The sequence below is a fragment of the Spiribacter halobius genome, from assembly GCF_020883455.1.
GTDB classification, from domain to species: domain Bacteria; phylum Pseudomonadota; class Gammaproteobacteria; order Nitrococcales; family Nitrococcaceae; genus Sediminicurvatus; species Sediminicurvatus halobius.
The window spans coordinates 3,835,292-3,854,189 of record NZ_CP086615.1 but is presented as its reverse complement, the minus strand read 5'-3'; the positions used below and the strand labels follow the sequence as shown (position 1 = coordinate 3,854,189).

Annotated in this window: 18 protein-coding genes; 8 read left to right on the top strand and 10 right to left on the bottom strand. The window is 71.4% G+C overall.

Annotated features, from left to right (window positions below; translation table 11 throughout):
* Positions 1–352 precede the first annotated feature (352 nt).
* Complete coding sequence (locus LMH63_RS17960) at positions 353–1,351, top strand: metallophosphoesterase (protein WP_199225551.1); 999 nt, start codon at positions 353–355, stop codon at positions 1,349–1,351.
* Between the two features lie 42 nt (positions 1,352–1,393).
* Complete coding sequence (locus LMH63_RS17955; protein WP_109675079.1) at positions 1,394–2,089, top strand: DUF3726 domain-containing protein; 696 nt, start codon at positions 1,394–1,396, stop codon at positions 2,087–2,089.
* A gap of 84 nt (positions 2,090–2,173) precedes the next feature.
* On the opposite strand, the gene LMH63_RS17950 is transcribed toward LMH63_RS17955, so the two are convergent.
* Positions 2,174–3,382 carry an MFS transporter gene (locus LMH63_RS17950; RefSeq protein ID WP_158280250.1) on the bottom strand — a complete coding sequence of 403 codons (1,209 nt, stop codon included), beginning with the start codon at positions 3,380–3,382 and terminating at the stop codon, positions 2,174–2,176.
* Between the two features lie 102 nt (positions 3,383–3,484).
* Here LMH63_RS17950 and LMH63_RS17945 point away from each other — a divergent pair, with 102 nt between their 5' ends.
* A complete protein-coding gene (locus LMH63_RS17945; protein WP_109675075.1) occupies positions 3,485–3,943 on the top strand; it encodes a GlcG/HbpS family heme-binding protein in 459 nt (152 codons plus the stop codon).
* Positions 3,944–3,947: 4 nt separating this feature from the next.
* Here the strand turns inward: LMH63_RS17945 and LMH63_RS17940 are convergent, their stop codons facing one another.
* The 6 genes from LMH63_RS17940 to LMH63_RS17915 all read right to left on the bottom strand — a co-directional run bounded on the left by LMH63_RS17940 (position 3,948) and on the right by LMH63_RS17915 (position 10,093).
* A complete protein-coding gene (locus tag LMH63_RS17940; RefSeq protein ID WP_199225550.1) occupies positions 3,948–5,141 on the bottom strand; it encodes a CaiB/BaiF CoA transferase family protein in 1,194 nt (397 codons plus the stop codon).
* Positions 5,142–5,157: 16 nt separating this feature from the next.
* Positions 5,158–5,943 carry an enoyl-CoA hydratase/isomerase family protein gene (locus LMH63_RS17935; RefSeq protein WP_109675073.1) on the bottom strand — a complete coding sequence of 262 codons (786 nt, stop codon included), beginning with the start codon at positions 5,941–5,943 and terminating at the stop codon, positions 5,158–5,160.
* Between the two features lie 28 nt (positions 5,944–5,971).
* A complete protein-coding gene (locus tag LMH63_RS17930; RefSeq protein WP_109675071.1) occupies positions 5,972–7,252 on the bottom strand; it encodes a TRAP transporter large permease in 1,281 nt (426 codons plus the stop codon).
* Positions 7,249–7,767, bottom strand: coding sequence for a TRAP transporter small permease (locus LMH63_RS17925; protein WP_109675069.1), 519 nt, complete (start codon positions 7,765–7,767; stop codon positions 7,249–7,251). The genes LMH63_RS17930 and LMH63_RS17925 overlap by 4 nt, the downstream gene beginning before the upstream one ends.
* Positions 7,768–7,839: 72 nt before the next feature.
* Positions 7,840–8,832 carry a TRAP transporter substrate-binding protein gene (locus LMH63_RS17920; RefSeq protein ID WP_199225549.1) on the bottom strand — a complete coding sequence of 331 codons (993 nt, stop codon included), beginning with the start codon at positions 8,830–8,832 and terminating at the stop codon, positions 7,840–7,842.
* Positions 8,833–8,917: 85 nt separating this feature from the next.
* Positions 8,918–10,093, bottom strand: a complete 1,176-nt coding sequence (locus tag LMH63_RS17915; RefSeq protein WP_109675065.1) for a pyridoxal-phosphate-dependent aminotransferase family protein — start codon at positions 10,091–10,093, stop codon at positions 8,918–8,920.
* Positions 10,094–10,369: 276 nt separating this feature from the next.
* On the opposite strand from LMH63_RS17915, the gene LMH63_RS17910 reads away from it, so the two are divergent.
* Positions 10,370–11,059 carry a GntR family transcriptional regulator gene (locus tag LMH63_RS17910; protein WP_109675063.1) on the top strand — a complete coding sequence of 230 codons (690 nt, stop codon included), beginning with the start codon at positions 10,370–10,372 and terminating at the stop codon, positions 11,057–11,059.
* Positions 11,060–11,168: 109 nt separating this feature from the next.
* Positions 11,169–12,146 carry a Bug family tripartite tricarboxylate transporter substrate binding protein gene (locus LMH63_RS17905; RefSeq protein WP_109675061.1) on the top strand — a complete coding sequence of 326 codons (978 nt, stop codon included), beginning with the start codon at positions 11,169–11,171 and terminating at the stop codon, positions 12,144–12,146.
* Positions 12,147–12,187: 41 nt separating this feature from the next.
* Here the strand turns inward: LMH63_RS17905 and LMH63_RS17900 are convergent, their stop codons facing one another.
* The gene (locus LMH63_RS17900) at positions 12,188–13,213 is read right to left on the bottom strand and encodes a histone deacetylase family protein (protein ID WP_109675059.1); all 1,026 of its coding nucleotides are present in this window, start codon (positions 13,211–13,213) and stop codon (positions 12,188–12,190) included.
* 134 nt (positions 13,214–13,347) lie between these two features.
* Between LMH63_RS17900 and LMH63_RS17895 the strand changes: the two genes are divergently transcribed.
* Both LMH63_RS17895 and LMH63_RS17890 read left to right on the top strand, forming a co-directional pair.
* Positions 13,348–13,758 (top strand): NfeD family protein, encoded by a 411-nt coding sequence (locus LMH63_RS17895; RefSeq protein WP_109675056.1) that lies wholly within the window; start codon positions 13,348–13,350, stop codon positions 13,756–13,758.
* 42 nt (positions 13,759–13,800) lie between these two features.
* Positions 13,801–14,727: a carbohydrate kinase family protein gene (locus LMH63_RS17890; RefSeq protein ID WP_109675054.1), complete on the top strand. Its 927-nt coding sequence runs from the start codon at positions 13,801–13,803 to the stop codon at positions 14,725–14,727.
* A gap of 58 nt (positions 14,728–14,785) precedes the next feature.
* Here the strand turns inward: LMH63_RS17890 and LMH63_RS17885 are convergent, their stop codons facing one another.
* Complete coding sequence (locus LMH63_RS17885; RefSeq protein ID WP_109675053.1) at positions 14,786–14,989, bottom strand: hypothetical protein; 204 nt, start codon at positions 14,987–14,989, stop codon at positions 14,786–14,788.
* Between the two features lie 390 nt (positions 14,990–15,379).
* On the opposite strand from LMH63_RS17885, the gene LMH63_RS17880 reads away from it, so the two are divergent.
* Positions 15,380–16,336, top strand: coding sequence for a crotonase/enoyl-CoA hydratase family protein (locus LMH63_RS17880; protein WP_199225548.1), 957 nt, complete (start codon positions 15,380–15,382; stop codon positions 16,334–16,336).
* Positions 16,337–16,354: 18 nt separating this feature from the next.
* Here LMH63_RS17880 and LMH63_RS17875 read toward each other — a convergent pair whose 3' ends face one another.
* On the bottom strand, positions 16,355–18,889 hold the full coding sequence (locus LMH63_RS17875; RefSeq protein WP_109675051.1) for an ATP-binding protein: 2,535 nt from the start codon (positions 18,887–18,889) through the stop codon (positions 16,355–16,357).
* Positions 18,890–18,898: the final 9 nt, after the last annotated feature.

The window sequence follows — 18,898 nt, the reverse complement described above, 5'->3', positions numbered from 1 at the left end:
GTGTGGCCCGGCCCGCAGCGGCCGCGGATGCGGCCCGCCGCTGCCCGTGCCGGCCAGAGCGAAGGCCGCAGGCTAGCGGAGGCGCCAGGCCGCCGGAATACGTGTTATTGCGCACTGCACGATGGGCGGCCCCGACGCCCGCGCGCCGGTATCATTGGCGCCGGATCCAGGGAGAGCCGGTCGGCAGTGAGTTTCGCCGAAGGCGCCATCATCCTCGCGGAGGCGGGCACCCAGGACTGACAGGCGATGTGGGGCAGGAGCGCCCGGCACGGCCGTGAATCGCCCGCGACCTCGCGGGTTCGCGACATCGGGCTGGCAGAAGGTCGTTGCCGGTCCGGGGAGATGATGACCCATGTCCGATGAGCCCGGACGCAGCTGTCCGCTGCACTACCGCTACCGCCTTGGCCCTCTGGCAGCGCTGGCGCCGCTGGTGGAGGCGGACAGCGTGCTCATCGCGGGCGGGCTCTACGGCAACCCGGAGGCCCTGGACGCCCTCCAGGACCGGGCCGCCCGGGAGGGCGCCGCGCTGGTGTTCAACGGCGACTTCCACTGGTTCGACGCCGAGCCCGCCTGGTTTGCGGCCATCCAGACGCGGGTGCTCGCCCACGCCGCCCTCGCCGGCAACGTCGAGGCCGAGCTCGCCGCCGCCAGCGGGGCCGGCTGCGGCTGCGCCTACCCCGAGCATGTGGACGCCGCCACCGTGGAGCGTTCCAACGCGATCATGGCAGCGCTCCAGGGCGCCCCTGATCCGGCGGCACGGCAGGCCCTGGCCGCGCTGCCCTACTTCGGGCGGGTGCGGGCGGCCGGGCTGGAGGTGCTGGTGCTGCACGGCGACGCCGCGTCGCTCGCCGGATGGTCGCTGGCAGTGGAGGCGTTCGCGCGCACGCCGGCCGCGGCCGCGGCGCACCTGCGGGACGCGCTCGTGGTCAGCGGCGCGGACGTCATCGCCGCCACCCATACCTGTCTGCCCCACGCCCGTGCCCTGCAGGCGGGCGGGCGATGGCGGGCGCTGTTCAACAACGGCAGCGCCGGCCTGCCCAACCTGAGCGGCGACCGGCGCGGCCTGTGTACGCGCATCGCCCGCACGCCTGCGGCCGATGCCCTGTGGCGGGCATGCCTCGGCGAAGCGATAGTGGAGGCCGTGCCGGTGGCCTACGATACCGCCGCCTGGTGGCGGCGGTTCGCGGCGGCATGGCCCGCGGGGTCGCCAGCTCGGGAGAGCTATGCCGCCCGGCTGCAGGCCGGGCCCGCATTCTCGCCGGCGCAGGCGCTCGGGCCGGGCGTGCGGTCGGGAACGATGGCTCTGCCCGGCCGCCGCGCTGATACCTCACAACACCGCCGAAACGATTAGTATTTGTGGCTGAGATATGCGGGCTAGCCACAAGGAGCCACCGTGAGGATCAACCATCAGGAACTGCTGGCCACCGCACGGCGGGCCTTCGCCAGCCTCGGGTTCGCCCCGGGCGAGCAGGAGGATGCCGCGGACATGGTGGCCTGGCTGGAGCTGCACGGTCTTGGCGGGCTGAGCGAGCTCGGCAAGGGGCTCGGCTACCTCGAGGCGGAAGCCGGGACCCGCGCCGAGGTGCTCTACCGCGATCCGCGGCTCGCGGTGATCGACGCCGGCGGCGCCAGCGTGCTCGCGGTGGTCGGCCAGGCGGTGGACCTTCTCTGCGCCGACGTGCGCGAAAGCCGGCTCGCCACGGTAAGGGTGAAGAACTGCCACAACCGCCTGCTGATCACGGGCTACCTGACCCGCCTCGCCCGGGAGGGGCTCAACCTCCTCGCCTACTGGGAGAACCACGGCCAGCAGCCGGCGGTGACCATGGTGGCGATCACCGCCGAGGACGAGCTGCCGAGCGTGCGCGTCTACGACGTGGCGGACAGCGAGCCCGCCTTCACCCGGGACCTCACCCTGGTCGCCAGCCCGGATTTCACCTTCGTGCCCGTGCCCCAGAGCGAACGCGTCCGTCCACGCCCCCGACAGTCGCCGACCCCGGAATTCATGCGCGAGCACCTGGACCGCTGCTTCGGCGAGGGTCTGGAGGTCGATCCCGGGATCTGGCGGGAGCTGCAGCGTCTGGCGGGGTGATGCCTGGTCTTTCGCTACGATCCCGCACGGCCCGCCCCGGGCACGGCGGTGAAAGTTCCTGCCGCCTCGCGGATTCCGAAAAGCTCAGTCGCGGCCCGCCAGCCGGCGAGCCTGGAAGACGCAGGCAATCCCGCCGGCCGCGACCACCAGGAGCGCGCCGAAGGTGAGGCTGTAGCTGCCGAGGGCGAGGCGCAGGGCGCTGAACAGGGGCGGCCCCACCAGCACGCCGCCGAAGGTGAAGAACAGCGACCCGCCCGAGGCCCGGGCCACCGCCTGCCGTGGTGCGAGCCGGGACACCTCGGCCAGATACACCCCGTTCCAGCCGAGCGCCGAGAAACTGAAGGCACAGAGCGTGGCGGCCACCAGCCACAGCGGCCAGAGCGGGGTCATGGCGGCCGTCGCCAGCGTACCCGCCGCGGTGACCCCGGCGGCGAGCATGAGCGTGACCAGGCCGCTGCCCAGCCGGTCCGCCGCCCATCCCCAGAGCACGCGGCCGACCACACCGGTGACCTGGACCGCCGACATCACCAGCCCGGCCTGCACCAGCGGCACGCCCAGATCCTCCACCAGCAGCGTCACCGTGAACACCGACAGGCTGAGCTGAATGGCGGCGAAGCAGAAGCCCGCCAGCGACAGCAGCCGCAGCGGGCGATGCGCCCACACCAGGCGCAGATCCGCCAGCGGCGAGGCGAGCCAGCGCACGCCCCGCTCGCGGTCGTCGTCCCAGGCCTTGCGTCGTGGCTGCAGCAGCAGCACGCCCAGGGCGGCTGGCAGCAGCAGTGCCGCCAGCGCCCACTGCCAGCCGAGGCCCAGCGCCAGCGCCGGGGCCAGCGCCCCGGCGAGGACGCCGCCGAGGGGTACCCCGGTCTGCTTGATGCTGAAGACGAGCCCGCGCCGGCCGCTCGGCGTGAAGCGGGCGAGCAGATGGGACGCGGCCGGGTTGGTCATGCCGTAGCCGAGCCCGATCAGCACCGAGGCCAGGGCGAACGCGGCCAGACTCGGCAGCGCCGCCAGCGCTGCGCCGCCGCCGAGCAGCAGCAGCGCCGCCTGGGTGGCGCGGCAGGCGCCGACGCGCCGGGTGAGCGCACCGCCGATGAGGGAGCTGGTCATGGCGCCGCCGTAGACCAGGCTGATCTGCAGGCCGACCAGGGCTGCCGGCACGCCCAGCGCGGCGCCGAGCGCCGGCGCGATGGCGGCGGGGAAGAGCGCGGTCATCGCGGCGAAGGTCAGCGCCGCGGTGGTGGCGGTCAGCACCGCCGGCGTGGCGTCGGTCTCCGCGCGGGGGGTGCTCATGCGCCTGCCGCCGGGAGCCGGCATGCCGCGCCTGCCAGAGGAAGCTGGTAACGTGCAGCAACCGCCCCGGCCGGGGGGTCAGACAACGAGAAGGAGGGCATCATGGCGGGGGCAGTCTATCGGCATCGGGTGGCGCTGTCGCGGCAGGTGGGGCGGACCATCGTGGACGGGGCTCTGGCCCGGGCACGGGCCGGGGGCCTGCAGCCGGTGACGGTGGTGGTGCTCGACGGCGGCGGCAATCTGGTGGCCGCCGAGCGCGAGGACGGCTGCGGGCCGCTACGCTTTCCCGTGGCCGCAGGCAAGGCCCAGGCCGCGCTCGGAACGGGCACCGCCAGCCGCGTCGTGGGCGCACGCAACGAGGCTCGGCCGGCCTTCCTGGCCGCGGTGGCAGCGACTGCGCCGGACGGCTTCGTGGCCGTGGCCGGCGGCGTGCTCGTGCTGGACGGCGAGGGGCTCGTCATCGGTGCCGTGGGTGTGAGCGGCGACAGCTCCGACAACGACGAGGTGGCCGCCGCCGCCGGTATCGAGGCCGCCGGCCTAACCCCCGGTATCGAGCCCTGACCGGCTACGCGATGGCGCCGGATTCCCGCAGTGCGGCGAGCCGGTCCGCATCCAGTCCCAGCTCGCCGAGCACCGCCTCGGTATGCTGGCCCAGGGTGGGCGCGGCGGCGCGGATGCTGGGCGGGGTCGCCGAGAACTTGCTGGGAAAGCCCAGCGTGTTCACCGTCCCGGCCACTGGATGCTCGAAGGACTGGACCATGCCCCGGGCCTGGTAGTGCGGGTCCGCGAGCGCCTGATCAAAGCGGTTGATCGGCCCCGCCGGCACGCCGGCGGCGTCGCAGCGCTCGAGCCAGTAGGCGGTGTCGTGGGTCTCGAGGACTGCCTCGATCAGCGCCTCCAGGGCCTCGACGTTGCGGCCGCGGTCCTGGTTGGTGACGAACCGCGGGTCCGTCTCCCATTCCGGGTGCTCCACTACCTCGCGACAGAAGCGCTCCCAGGTGCGCTGGTTGGCGCAGCCGAGCATGAGATAGCCGTCGGCGGTGCGCAGCGCCTGATAGGGGGCGGACACCCGGTGCCGCCAGCCGGTGCGCTCGGGCACGGTGCCCTCGGCGAAATAGGCGGCCGCCTCCCAGGTAAACCAGGGCAGGCCGCACTCGGCGACGGCGACGTCGATGTGCTGGCCCTCGCCGCTGCGCTGGCGGTGGATGACGGCGGCCAGGATCGAGTAGACGGCAGTCATGCCGGCGCCGATGTCGTAGACGGCGATGCCGGTCTTCACCGGGCGCCGGTCGGGCTCACCGGTCATGCTCATGAGCCCGGTCATCCCCTGGGCGACGAGGTCGAAGCCGCCCTTCTGGCTGTACGGGCCGGTCTGGCCGAAGCCGGAGATGGAGCAGTAGATGATGCCGGGGTTGAGGGCGCGGATGTCCTCGAAGCCGACGCCGAGGGAGGCCGTCACGCCGGGGCGGAAATTCTCGACGATGATGTCGGCGCGGCGGGCGAGGTCGTGGAACAGGCCGCGGCCCTCGTCGCTCTTCAGGTTGAGCCCGATGCTCTTCTTGTTGCGGTTGATCTGCATGAAGCAGGTGGACTCGCCGTCCACGTAGGGGCCCATCTGGCGCGAGTCGTCGCCGCCGTTGAGCTTTTCGACCTTGATCACCTCGGCACCCAGGTCGCCCAGCACCATGGTGCAGTAGGGGCCGGCCATGATCTGGGAGAGGTCGAGGACGCGCAGTCCGTCCAGAGGCAGCATGGTCATCTCTCCTCGCGGCCGATCAGCGGCCGCGCCACTCGTGTGGGGTCTTCTCGGTAAAGGCGCGCACCGCCGAGCGGAAGTCCTCGCTCATGTAGCACTCGCGCACCAGATCGCTGCCCTGCTCCAGTGCCGGCCGCCGACCCTGGAGCACCCGCCGGATGCCCTCCTTGGTGGCGCGCAGGGTGAGCGGCGCGAGCCCCGCCAGGCGTTCCGCCACCGCCCGCACCTCGTCCTCGATGCGCTCCGGCGGGAAGACGTCGGTCACCGCGCCGGCGGCCTTCGCCTCCTCGGCGCCGAGCAGGCGTGCCAGCATCAGCATCTCCTTGGTGCGCGCGGCGCCGACGAGATCCACCAGCCGGGCGAGATTGGTCACGGACAGCGTGTTGCCCAGGGTCTTGGCGATGGGCACGCCGAGCCTCAGCCCCGGGGTGGCGAAGCGGAAGTCGCAGGCGAGCGCCAGCGCGGCGCCGCCGCCGACGCAGGCACCCTCGATGAGGGCGATGGTCGGCCGGGGCAGGGCCTCCAGGCGGCCGACGATGCGCTCGATGCGGGCCTCGTAGTCGGTGGCGTCCGCCGGCTCGCGGAAGTCCCGAAACTGGCCGATATCGGTGCCGGCGACGAAGGCCTCGCCCCCGGCCCCGCGCAGGATGACCACCGCCACCTCGGGGTCGGCCTCGATCTCCGCGCAGACTTCCTCCAGGCGGTCGTACATCGCCCAGGTCATGGCGTTGCGCGCCGCCGGGCGGTTGAAGGTGATCCAGGCAAGGTGGCCCTCGCGCCGGATCAGCAGCTCGTCGGTCTCCATTACACAGCTCCCGGGCCGGCTCGGCGGCTCATCGGTAGAACAGCTCCACGAGGCCCATCGGGATCACGGGGAGATAGGTCACCATCATCAGCAGCCCGAACAGCAGGATGATGAAGGGGATGTTCACCTTGGTGACCTCCCATATATCCGCCTTGGCCACAGAGCAGGCGGTCATCAGCACGCTCGCCACGGGCGGCGTCTGCTGGCCGATGGCGAGGTTCAGCGTCACGATCAGGCCGAAGTGGACCGGGTCGATGCCGACGGCGAGCACCAGCGGCATGACGATGGGCACGGTGAGGATGATCGCCGCCGCCGAGTGCAGGATCATGCCGATCAGCAGCAGGAAGACGTTGAGCAGCGCGAGCACGGCGTACTTGTCGCTGGTCCAGCTGCTGATCATCTGAGCCAGGGTCTGGGGCAGCTGGGCGCGGGTGAGGTAGTCGCCGAGCAACGCCGAGCTCGCCACCAGCAGCATCACCACCGCCGTCTGCACGCCGCCCTCGACGATGGCCGCGCGCAGCGTCGACCAGCGCAGCTCGCCGTAACGGAAGCTGATCACCAGCGCCGCCAGCACCGCCAGCGCCGCGCCCTCGGTGGCGGTCATGATGCCGCCGAAGATGCCGCCGAGGATGATCAGTGGCAGCACGAAAGCGAGCCCCGCGGCCTTGAACGTCACCCAGACCCGGCGCAGCTGGAAGGCCTCCTCCACCGGATAGTTGTAGCGGACGGCGAAGAACCAGGCGAGGGCCATCATCATCAGCCCGCCCATCAGGCCCGGCACGATGCCCGCCACGAACAGCTGCACCACCGAGGTGTCGGCCATGGCCGCGTAGAGGATCATGGGGATCGAGGGCGGGATGATGATGGCGAGCGAGGCGGAGGACGAGGTGATGGCGGCGGCGAACGGGGCGGGGTAGCCCTTGCGCTTCATCGCCGGCATCAGGATGGAGCCGAGCGCGGCCACGTCCGCCACGGCGGAGCCGGAGATCTCGGCGAAGAACAGCGAGGTCCCGATGTTCACCATTGCCAGCCCGCCACGGATGAAACCGAGCAGCGCCGAGGCGAAGTCGATCAGCCGCCGCGAGATGCCGCCGGTGTTCATGATCGCCCCGGCTAGGATGAACAGCGGGATGGCGATCAGCGGGAACTTGGTGGCGCCGTCGAACATGACGATGGGGAAGCTCAGCAGCGAGCCCCAGCCCTGGGTCACGACCATCGCCAGGATCGACACCGCGCCCAGGGCGACGGCGATGGGAATGTTGATGAAGATCATCGCCAGCGCGGCGATTATCAGCAGTGCCCCGGTCATCGCATCGCCTCCACGACATCTTCCTCACGCGGCGGAGAGCGGCCCTCCCAGGCCTCGCGCAGGATTGTGGGCAGGTTGAGCAGCTCGGCGATGACGTAGAGCGCGGCGCCGATGGGAATGGTCGACTGGGTCACGGCCACCGGGATCGGCACGCTCACCAGCGTGCTGCCCGACAGCACCTGGATGACGTGCCAGCCGTACCAGGCGAGCAGGGCGAAAAAGCCGATAATGATGGCCTCGCCGATAGCGACCAGTATGACCCGCAGCGTGCGCGGCTGCCTGGCCACCAGCCCCGGGACGCTGATATGGCCGCGCTTGAGCGCGGCGAGCGCCGCACCGTAGTAGGTGACCCAGGCGAGCATCACCGAGGCCACCTCGTCATACCAGTTGAGCGCGTTGCCGCCGAAGCGGAAGCCGACGCCGAGCAGCACCACGATGGCGAGGGCAACCACCAGCAGGATGGTGATCGCCTCCAGCAGCCACTCGAAGCCGGCGCGCAGTTTGGCAGTGGTCATGGACGTTTCTCCGTCCGTGCGGAAACGGCCCGCCCCGGTGGGGCGGGCCGGTAAGGGGTGGCCGCGGGGGCCCTACTCGGCGAGCTCGAGCGCGCTGTCGATCAGCTCACGGCCGCCTTCCACCTCCTCGGCGAAGGCGTCGTAGATGGGTCCGCTGGCGTCGACGAAGGCCTGCTGATCGGCCTCGTTGATCTCCATGCCGGCGGCCTCCATCTCCCCGAGCAGCTCCTCGTCCTGCGCAGCGGCGATCTCGTAGACGTAGCCCTGCAGCTCCTCGGCGGTGCTCTCCAGAACCTCACGCACGTCCGCCGGCAGCTGCTGCCAGTGGTTGGCGGACACGGTCACGTAGGCCGGGGTGTAGACGTGGTTGGTGATGGAGAGGTAGTCCTGCACCTCCTGGAACTTCTGCGAGTAGATCTGCACCAGCGGGTTCTCCTGGCCGTCCATGGTGCCGGTCTGCAGCGCGGTGAAGACCTCGGAGAGCGCCATCGGGGACGGGTCGGCGCCGTACTCCTCGAACATGCGCACGCGCCACTTGCCCTTTGGCGTGCGCAGCTTGATGCCGTCCAGGTCCGCCGGCACGTTGATCGGGCGCACATTGTTGGTGATCTGGCGGAAGCCGTTCTCCCAGATGCCGATGATCTTGTAGCCCTGCTCCTCGGCCAGCGGGTAGAGCATCGGCTTGACCACCTCCTCGGCGATGCGGGCCATGTGCTCCCGGTCCGACACCAGGTAGGGCATCTCGAAGACGCCGAACTGCGGCACCACCGAGGACATCACCGTGGAGGGCAGGGTAAAGGTGACCTGGCCGAGCTTGACCTTCTGCAGCATGGAGGTGTCGCTGCCGAGCTGGCTCGAGCCGTACACCACCACCTCGTAGTCGTCGCCCAGGCGCTCGTTGGCCCGCTTGGCGAACTCGTCGGCGGACTGCGAGAACAGGGAGCCCGGGTTGCCCACGTGGCCGAACTGCAGCTCGGTCTGAGCCATGCCGGCGCCGGGCGTGAGCCACAGGGCCAGGGCGGCCACCGCGGCGCTGCAGCGAGTCATCGTCTTCAATGAGCGCATTGCTCTCTCCTCCCCTTGGGGTTGCTGTTATGGACGTGGCACGGTCCGTGCCCCGCCGTCTCTCTTTTTCCGTCCGCGCCGGGGATCAGCTCCCGTGCGCCTGTACCAGGCTCGCCATGGCGGCGTTCACGCCTCCGGCACGGTGGGGCGTGCCGTTCAGGGCCATGCCCATCTCCACGCCGGCGAGTGTCCCGGCGAGGGTCAGATCGTTGAAGTCGCCCAGATGGCCGATGCGGAACACCCGCCCGGCCAGCTTGCTTAGCCCCGCGCCGAGGGACATGTCGAAGTGCTCCAGGATCACCCGGCGCAGGGCGTCGGCATCATGGCCCTCGGGCATCATCACCGCGGTGAGCGAACTGGAGAACTCGTCCTCATTGCGGCAGAGGAGCTCCAGCCCCCAGGCCCGCACCGCCTCGCGGGTGGCCGCGGCGTGCCGGTCGTGGCGGGCGAAGACGTTGTCCAGGCCCTCCTCTTCGAGCATCCGCAGCGCCTCGCGCAGGCCGTAGAGCAGGTTGGTGGCCGGCGTGTAGGGGAAGAAGCCCTTGGCATTCGGGCCGAGCATGTCGTCCCAGGCCCAGTACGAGCGCGGGCAGCGCGCCTTGCGCGAGGCGGCGAGGGCTTTCTCCGAGATGGCGTTGAAGGACAGCCCCGGTGGCAGCATCAGCCCCTTCTGCGAGCCGGCAACGGTGACGTCCACGCCCCAGGCGTCGTGCTCGTAGCGGATCGAGGCGAGCGAGGAGATGGTGTCGACCAGCAGCAGGGCCGGGTGTCCGGCGCGATCGATGGCGGCGCGAACGTCCGCGATGCGGCTGGTGACGCCAGTGGAGGTCTCGTTATGGACCACCGCTACCGCCTTGATCGCGTGCTCGCGGTCCTCCGCCAGTACCGCCTCGATGCGCTCCGGGTCGGCGCCGCTGCGCCAGTCGCCCTCCAGGAACTCCGGGCGCAGGCCGATGCGCTCGGCCATCTGTTGCCAGAGCGTGGCGAAGTGCCCGGTCTCGAACATCAGCACCCGGTCGCCCGGCGAGAGCGTGTTGACCAGGGCCGCCTCCCAGGCGCCGGTGCCCGAGGCGGGGTAGATCACCACCGGCCCTTCGGTGCGGAAAACCGCCTTGATCGCGCTCAGGATCTCTTCCCCGAGCCGCTGGAAGGTGGGGCCGCGGTGGTCGATGGTGGGGTAGTCCATGGCCCGCAGAACCCGGTCCGGCACGTTGGTGGGTCCAGGGATCTGCAGGAAGTGGCGGCCGGCGTGGTAGGTCACGGCTGGGCTCTCCTCCGGTTCGTGATTATGCGTGCATAATGCAATCCGCTGCAGTATGCCGCCCCGTGGGACCGGTATATAGCCCCTGGACACGCCATTGCAAGTCGTTGCCGCTCAAACTGCATGCATTATGCACTTGGCTGACGGCGCGAGCCGCGGCATGGGCCGGCTCGGCGCCGCGGCACCGCTCGTCGGGTCGTTGCGGGGTGGTCAGCCCCGGCTGCCTGGGTAACACTGCGCGGGCGACATCACGGCGAAGGAGGCTGGAGGCCAGCCATGGAGAAAATCCGACAAGGGGCACTGCACGATGAGGCCGCCCAGCGCCTCCGGGCGCTGATCGAGGCCGGTGAGCTGGCGCCGGGCAGCCGCATCCCGGAGAAGCGCCTGTGCGAGGAGTTCGGCGTCTCGCGCACGCCGCTGCGGGAGGCGCTGAAGGTCCTGGCGGCGGAGGGTCTGGTGGAGCTGCTGCCGAATCGCGGCGCCCGAGTCGTGCGCCTGACCCGCGACATGCTCGAGGACACCTTCGCCGTGATGGGGTCGCTGGAGGCGCTCTCCGGCGAGCTCGCCTGCCAGCGGATGAGCGAGGCCGAGCTCGCCGAGCTGCAGGCCCTGCACTACCGGATGCTCGCCCACTACCGGCGCCGCGAGCGCGAGGCCTACTTCGCCCTCAATCGCCGCATCCACGAGGGCATCATCGCCGCAGCCCGCAACGAGGCGCTGAGCGACGTCTACCAGCGGCTGAGTGCCCGCGTGCGCCAGGCCCGCTACGCCACCCGGCTGAGCGAGGCGCACTGGGCTCAGGCGGTGGCCGATCACGAGGCCATGAACGAGGCCCTGGCCGCCCGCGACGGTGAGCGCCTCGCCCGCATCCTGCGCGCGCACCTGCGCCACAAGCTGGCGATGTTCATCGACTCGGGCTTCGTCCACGACCCGTCGGCCGATCGGCGCACCGGCAGCGAGGACTGAGCCTATCGCACGTCTTGTCGGCCCCCACACAGGCCCGCTCCGGGGCTCTGAGGCCTGATACTGCATTCGATAGGATAAGCGAGCAGGTGCCGTGTGCGGGGAGAACCCCATGAGGATGGTGCAGCTGATCGGACTGATGCTGCTTGTGCCGGGGCTCCCCGGCATCGGGCCGGCGCAGGCCTGTTCCGCCGATGCCTGGCCCTGCGCGCCGATCCAGGTGGTCTCCCATGCCTCCGCCGGTGGCGGTACCGATCTGACCATTCGCGAGTGGCTGCCGGCGGCGGAGGCGGCGGGCGCCGAGCTGGAGGTGGTCTACCGCCAGGGCGGTGGTGCCCGCGCGGCCCACGAGTACCTTGCGAGCCGCGGTACCGACGGCCACACCGTGCTTGCGCTCACCGAGACCCATCTCTACACCATCGCTCGCGACCAGTCCCCGTTCGCGGACATCGGGGAACTGCAGGGCGTCGCTCGCGCGGTGCAGGATCCGCAGGTCATCCTCGTGGATGCCGGCTCCGGCCCGGCCGACTATGCCGGGCTGATCGACGCCGGCCGGCGCGAGCCGATCCTCTGGGGCGTGGCGCAGATCGGCGGTACCGAGCATGTCGGCATTCGTCGCTGGGCGGCCCTGGCCGGCGTCGAGACGCGGGCGATCCCGTTCGGGGGCGGCGGCGACATGGTGGCGGCGCTGCGCGCGGGCGCCGTGGACGCCATTCTCGCGAACCTCAGCGAGGCACGTCCCGTGCTCGCCAAGGGTACCGCGCGCGCGCTGGCGGTGCTCCAGCGCGAGCGCCCGACCACGCTCGCGGACGTGCCGACCAGCTACGAGCTTGGCCACCCGGTCACGGTGGCCACCACACGCGGCTATGCCGTGCTGGCCGACACCCCGGATCCCCTGGTCGCCCGGCTCGAGCAGCTGCTGCTGCGAGCGCTGCGTGGCCCGCGGTTCCAGACCTACCTCTACGGGCTTGGCCTGGATGCGCGGCGGCAGGTGCTCGGGGCCGAGCGGTGGCAGCGTCAGCTGGAGTCCGCCTACGAGCAGGCGCGCTCTGAGCTCAGCGGGCTCGATGCGGGTCCGCGCCGTGAGTGACGGGGCGCGGCGACGCCGCCCCCGCCGCGCGAATCGGTGAGCTATGCGGGCTGGCGGCGCAGGCCCCGCATCAGTTGAACCGTGTTCTCCGCCAGCGTGTCCAGATGATAGCCGCCCTCCTGTACCGCCAGGGTGGGCAGCGAGAGCTCCCGGATGGCCTGGCCGAGGCGCGCGAAGTCCGTGGATTCGACGGCGATCTTGGCCTGCGGATCCTCGCGATAGATGTCGAAGCCGGTGGCGAGCACCAGCGCATCCGGCCCGAACAGCCGGATGGCATTGAGGGCTTCGTCCAGGCGCTCGAAGAAGGCGTCCGGCCCCGAGCCGTGGGGCAGCGGCAGGTTGATGTTGTACCCGTGGCCGGGACCGGCCCCGCGCTCGTCCTCGAAGCCGCTGACCACGGGGTAGAAGTTGGTCGGATCGCCGTGGATGGAGAGGTAGAGCACATCGCTGCGCTCGTAGAAGATCTCCTGGATGCCCTGGCCGTGATGGACGTCGCTGTCCAGGATGGCGATGCGGGGAAAGCGCTCGCGCAGCGCCTCGGCGGCGATGGCCGCGTTGTTCAGGTAGCAGAAGCCGCCGGCGGCATCCACCCGGGCATGGTGGCCCGGGGGGCGGCAGAGCGCATAGGCCATGCCCTCGCCGCGCAGCACGTCATCGGCCGCCGACAGTGCCGCCTGCGCCGACCAGTAGGCCGCCTCCCAGGTGCCGGCCCCTACCGGGCAGCTGCCGTCGGCAAGGTAGCGGCCCGCCTCGGCCAGGATGCCGCGCAGCGGGTTGGGACTGCGCACGAAGATGTTGGAGAGCACCTCCTCGCCCCAGTCGTCCGGCATGGCCACCCAGCGCCGATGACAGGACTCGAGGAAGCGGAGATAGCCGAGATCGTGGACCCGGTTGATCGGGCGCATGCCATGATCGGCAGGCGCGGCGACGGTGATCCCCGCCTGCTCGAGCCCGGCGCGGATACGCGCCGTGCGCGCGGGAATCTCCTGGGGCGCGCGCATCTGCCCCCGGGTGAAATAGGTCTTCGGATGGTGCAGGTCCTGACGCTCGTCGAAATAGGCTCTCACGGCGACGCACTCCACGGCCCGGTTCGTAGTGTTGCCTGGCGCGATCCGGGCCACCGCCGACCCGCGTCGCGCTCCGCCGCGTACCTTACGCCGCCGCCTGCGCGGGCGGAACCACCTGGAGGCTGCTCGGCCCGATGACCTCAGAGCCGGGGCGACGCCTGCCGGTGGCCTTGCGCTACACGCTGATCCAGCTGCCTGAGGCGGCACTGGTGGCGGTGCTCCTCTACGTCGCGGTCGCCGCGGGCTGGCTCCCCCCGCGCTGGGTCTGGATCGCCCTCGCCCTCTGGCTCGTCAAGGACGTCGCCCTCTATCCCCTGTACCGCCATGCGCTGCGCGATGCGCCGCCCCACGGTGTGGCAGCGCTGCTCGGCGAGCGGGCGACGGTCGCGACGCGGCTGTGCCCACACGGCCAGGTGCGCTTGCGCGGCGAGCGCTGGAGGGCGCGCAGCGCCGACGGCCAGCCCCTCGATCCGGGCACGGAGGTGGTGGTCGTGGCGCATCGGGGACTCACCCTGGTGGTGGCGCCCGCAGCCGCGAATCGGTGAGATATGCGGGCTGACTGCAGGCAGGCAAAGCGAGGAAAGCAAGTGATCATCTGCTGCGGAGAGGCCCTGATCGATTTCGTGCCCATGACCGGCGCCGATGGTGCCCGGGGCTACCGGCCCTGCATCGGCGGCTCGCCGCTGAACGTGGCCATCGCGGCGGCCCGCCTTGGGGTGCCCACCGGCTTCCTCACCCGGCTGTCGTCTGACTTCTTCGGTGACCAGCTGGCCGACGGGCTCGCCGGTAACGGTGTGGACCTCGGCTACGTGACCCGCGCCGAACAGCCCAGCACCCTCGCCTTCGTCAGCCTGGCACCGGGCGAGGAGCCGCAGTTCGCTTTCTACTCGGAGAACGCCGCCGATCGCAGCCTGGCGCCGGAGGACCTCCCGCGGGCGCTCCCCGCAGCGGTGGAGTGCCTGCAGCTCGGGTCCATCTCGCTGATGCAGGAGCCCTCGGCGACGACGCTGGAGGGGCTGATGCGCCGCGAAAGCGGCCGCCGCGTCCTGTCGCTGGACCCGAACGTGCGCCCGGGGGTGATCCGGGACCGCCGTGACTGGGCGCGCCGCCTGGAGGGCTGGATCACCCTGGTGGATGTGGTCAAGGTGAGCCGTGCGGACCTGGAGTGGCTCTATCCGGAGGAGGCGCCCGAGGCCGTCGCGCGCCGCTGGCAGGCGAGCGGCCCGGCGCTGGTGGTGATGACCCGCGGCGGGGACGGCGCTGTGGCGTTCACCGGCCACCGGCGGTTGGCGATGCCCGGGCGGTCGGTGGAGGTGGCGGATACCGTCGGTGCCGGCGACGCCTTCCACGCCGGGCTCCTCGCCAGCCTGCGCGCGCAGGGCCTGCTGCGCCGCGAGCCCCTTGCCGCCGCGGGCGAGGCGGAACTCGCCGCGGCGCTCGACTTCGCCGGCCGCGTCGCCGCGATCACCTGCTCCCGCCATGGCGCCGACCCACCGCGCCGCGAGGAGCTATAGCCCGTCCTGTAGGAACCCGGCTGCGCCGGGCGGACCCGGGCCGTTGGCGTTCCCCGCCTCAGATCGTCTCGATGGGGTCGCCCTCGAGCACGATGCGCAGGGCCCGGCGCTCGGCCGCGGAGCCCGGCGCAAAGCGGTAGCCGTGGGTGCGCAGGGTCCGGCGGGCCTCGCGCAGGCGGGCGCGGTCACCGCTCGGGTCGGCCAGCGCGGCCACTGCGGGAACGACGGCGACGGCGATGGTGAGGAAAAGGATGCCGATCATGCTGGCCTCCCTGAGGCTGTGCATGGCGCACAAGGCGCCGTGAGCTCGTTCGGCATCACCCTATCGTGCGGTGCAGCAAAACGGCGAATCGCCGCGTTCCCAGCACCTGTGCGGCGGCGGAAGAAGCGGTGGGCCGCCTGCTCAGTGAGGGCTATCGGTCCGCCATCAACCAGGCGCTCAGGATTCCCCCCCGTGTACGCCAAGGGGGCTGGGCGCACCGTGGGCTTGAGCTACGCCCGCGAGTGGTACCCCCTCGGATTGCGGTTGTCCGCCTACAATGGCGGGCAACCCGCAAGGAACTGTTTCACAGTATTAACGCTTCTCCGTTGATGCCCCCCGGAGGGCGGAACATGCTGCTAGGGCCTCCCTACCCATCACAGGAGACCCCTGATGTTCATGAACGCCCTTTCCGGACAGAGTGCAGCCCCGCAGGACGCGACTTCCCTCCAGGGACGGAGCGGGCTGATCGAGAACGGCGGCACTGCCCGCCGCCTGCAGCCGGCGGCCCCCGAGCGCCCGGTGCTGCCCAGCTTCAGCGACCTCGAGGTGGTCGAGGATGCCGAGGCCGGTGTGCTCTGGCAGTACATGGCGCCACGCGGGCGGCCGAGCTTTACGCTCAACCTGCTCGGCGAGATGACGGCAACGCTGGACTACATCAGCCGCCGCGCGGCGTTCGAAGGGGCCTGCCCGTTCGAGTTCGTGGTCACCGGTTCCCGTCTGCCGGGGATCTACAACCTCGGTGGCGATCTCGCCAGCTTCATGGAGCTGATTCGCGCCGGTGATCGCGCCGGTCTGCTGCACTACGCGCGGGCCTGCGTCGACGGGCAGCATCGTCGCGCCACCAACCTGAACCTGCCCATCTGCACCATCTCGCTGGTGCAGGGGGACGCCCTCGGTGGCGGCTTCGAGTGCGCCCTCGCCGACGACGTCATCATCGCCGAGCGTAGCGCCAAGTTCGGCCTGCCGGAGATCCTGTTCGGCCTGTTTCCCGGCATGGGGGCCTACAGCTTCCTCAGCCGCCGGGTGAGCCCCGCCTACGCGGAGCGGTTGATTCTGAGCGGGCGGGTCTACAGCGCCGAGGAGATGCACGAGGCGGGCATCGTGGACGTGCTGGTCGAGGACGGCGAAGGCGAGAGCGGCGTGCACGACTTCATCCGCCGCGAGCGCCGTCAGCTTCGCACCCGGCGGGCGCTGCAGCGCATCCGGGAGCGTGTCCATCCCGTCAGTCACGAGGAGCTCGTGGATATCACCGAGGTGTGGGTGGATTCGGCGCTCACCCTGGGCGAGCCCGAGCTGCGGCGCATGGCGCGCCTGGCAGCGGCACAGGACCGCCGTGTCCGCGACTGACCGTCGGCCCGCGTGGGGTCAGCGGCTGTGCCGCTGCCCTGCGCGGTGGCCGACGTAGCGGCGCGCAGCCTCGAGGAAGCGGGTGAGCTCCGCCGGCAGCTCCCGCGACCGGCGCAGGCCGTCGCTGGCGAGCCGTGCCGCCGGGGCGCCGTGGAGCTCGCTGGCCAGCCGCTGCAGGCGCTGCGCCCCGACATTGGCGGAGGTGCCGCGCAGGGCATGGGCGGCGTCCCGTGCCTCGCCGATGGCGCCGCGCTCGAGAGCCGCCACCAGCTGCTCGATGAGGTTGCCCGCGTCGCCGAGGTAGTCCTCGAGGACGTCGCGCACGAAGGCCGGATCCGGATCCAGCTCGAGCAGCCGGGCGAGGGTGCGCTCGTCGAGCACCGGGCCGAGGTCGCCGGCGAAGGTCGGATGGCGCTCGATGGGCGTGACATTGCTCGGCGCGGCGTCCTCCGCCCGGGCCTCGGCTGCGCCACCGGTGAGGCTGTCCAGGGTGTCGAGCAGCCGCCCGGCGTCGATGGGCTTGGCGAGGAAACCGGCCATGCCCGCATCGCGGCAGGCCGCGCGGGTTTCCTCGGTGACGTCGGCGGTGAGTGCGATGAACGGCGGACCGTCGTCGCCGGGGTGGGCGAAGCGGTAGAGCTTCACCGCGTCGATGCCGCTGGTGCCGGGCAGGTTGACGTCCATCAGCACGGCGTCGAACCGCGCCTCCTCGAGGCGGTCCAGGGCGGCATCGCCGCTCTCGACCATCTCCACCTCATGTCCCGCGCCCTCCAGGATCTTGGCCGTGACCCGGCGGTTGATGGCGTTGTCATCGGCCCCGAGTACCCGCAGTGGCCGCCGGTGCGTTTGGGTGCCGTCCGCCGCATCGCCGGAGGCGGCGCTCGCGCCGAGCGGATCCAGCGCCGCCAGGGCCCGCAGGGCGCGCGCCAGGCTGGCCTGATCGGGGTCTGTCGGCAGCTCCACCACCGCCTCCGCCGACAATGCCACTGGCGTGGTGGCCTCGCCGAGCAGCAGACAGGCGCAGCGCAGTCGCGGCAGGCGCCGGTGCAGCGTGCCGAGGGCGTCCGCCGCGGCCTCGCTGTCGAGCGCCAGGAAAACGCGCCCGCTGCCGCCGGCGGCGGCCTCGCGCGCCGCCTCCTCGAGACCCTCCACCGTCTGCAGGCGCCAGCCGCTGTCGGCCATCACCGGGCGCAGCAGCGCCGGGCTGGCCAGGGTACCGCTCAGGCAGAGCAGCGTCGGCGCACCGCCTGCGGCCGTCCTGGCCGCCTCCTCCGCCGCCGCGGGCGCCAGCGTCAGTTCCAGGGTGAAGGTGCTGCCGACGTTCTCCTGGCTCGCGACATGGATCTGCCCGCCGAGCAGGCCGGCGAGCTGGCGCGAGATGGCGAGCCCGAGGCCGGTGCCGCCGCGCTGGCCGGCCACGGCATTACGCCCCTGGCTGAAGCTCTCGAAGATCTCCTGCAAGGCGGAGGCCGGCAGGCCGACGCCGGTGTCCGCCACGCTGAACCGCAGCTGCACGCCGTCGGCCCCCTCGCCGCAATACTGCACGGCGATGCGCACGCCCCCGCGCTCGGTGAACTTGGCCGCGTTGGAGCCGAGGTTGAGCAGGATCTGCCGCAGGTGCTGGATGTCGCCCGTGAGCCGGGGCGGCACGCGGGCATCGACGGCCAGGGTAAGGGAGAGCCCGCGAGCGTCGGTCTGCGGGCGAAGGATGGCGCCGATCTGGGCAAGCTCGTGATCGAGGTCGAAGTCTACCCGCTCCACCGGCATGCGGCCGGCTTCGATTCGGGAGAGGTCGAGGATGTCGTTGATCAGCCCGAGCAGGGCCCGGCCAGAGGTCTGCACGGTGCCCACCATCTCGCGCTGCTCGGTGTCCAGGCGGGTTGCCCGGAGCAGATCGCTCATGCCGATGATGGAGTTCAGCGGTGTCCGCAGCTCGTGGCTCATGTTGGCGAGGAAGCGGCTCTTGGCGTGGTTCGCCGCCTCCGCCTCGGCCTTCGCCTGGGTGAGCCGGCGGATCAGGCTCGCCGCATAGGCGGGCACGATGACCAGCCCCGCCAGCAGCCCGTACTGCTCGATGCGCCAGCCGGCGTGGGTGTAGTCGGCGGTGGCGACGATCCAGCCGAAGCCCGCCAGGCTCGTCACCGCCGAGGCCCCGAGGTAGAACAGGCCGTACCGGAAGCCGTTGCCGAGGGTGATCCACAGGTAGACAGGGTACAGCGCCGTGCCCCAGACGCCGCTGACGGCGATGAACAGCGTCAGCGTGCCCATGTCCGTCGCCATGGCGAGTAGCCGCCGGGTGGGCGAGCGCCCCGGCCGGTGCAGGATCAGCCCGAAATAGAGCGCCGACAGCGCAAGATAGCCGGCGGCGATGAGCCCGCACAGGCGGAACTCGGCGGCCGTGATCGCGCCGCCGCTCCAGAGGGCGAGCGAGTAGCCGCCGATGAGGGCGACAATGGCCAGGCGCACGACGGCCTGGTTGTGCTCGCTGTCCGGCCGCCCGGCGAGGCGCGCCCGGATGCGGGCGAGCAGTGAATGCGGCGCCGCGCGTGCCATCAGCCGTTC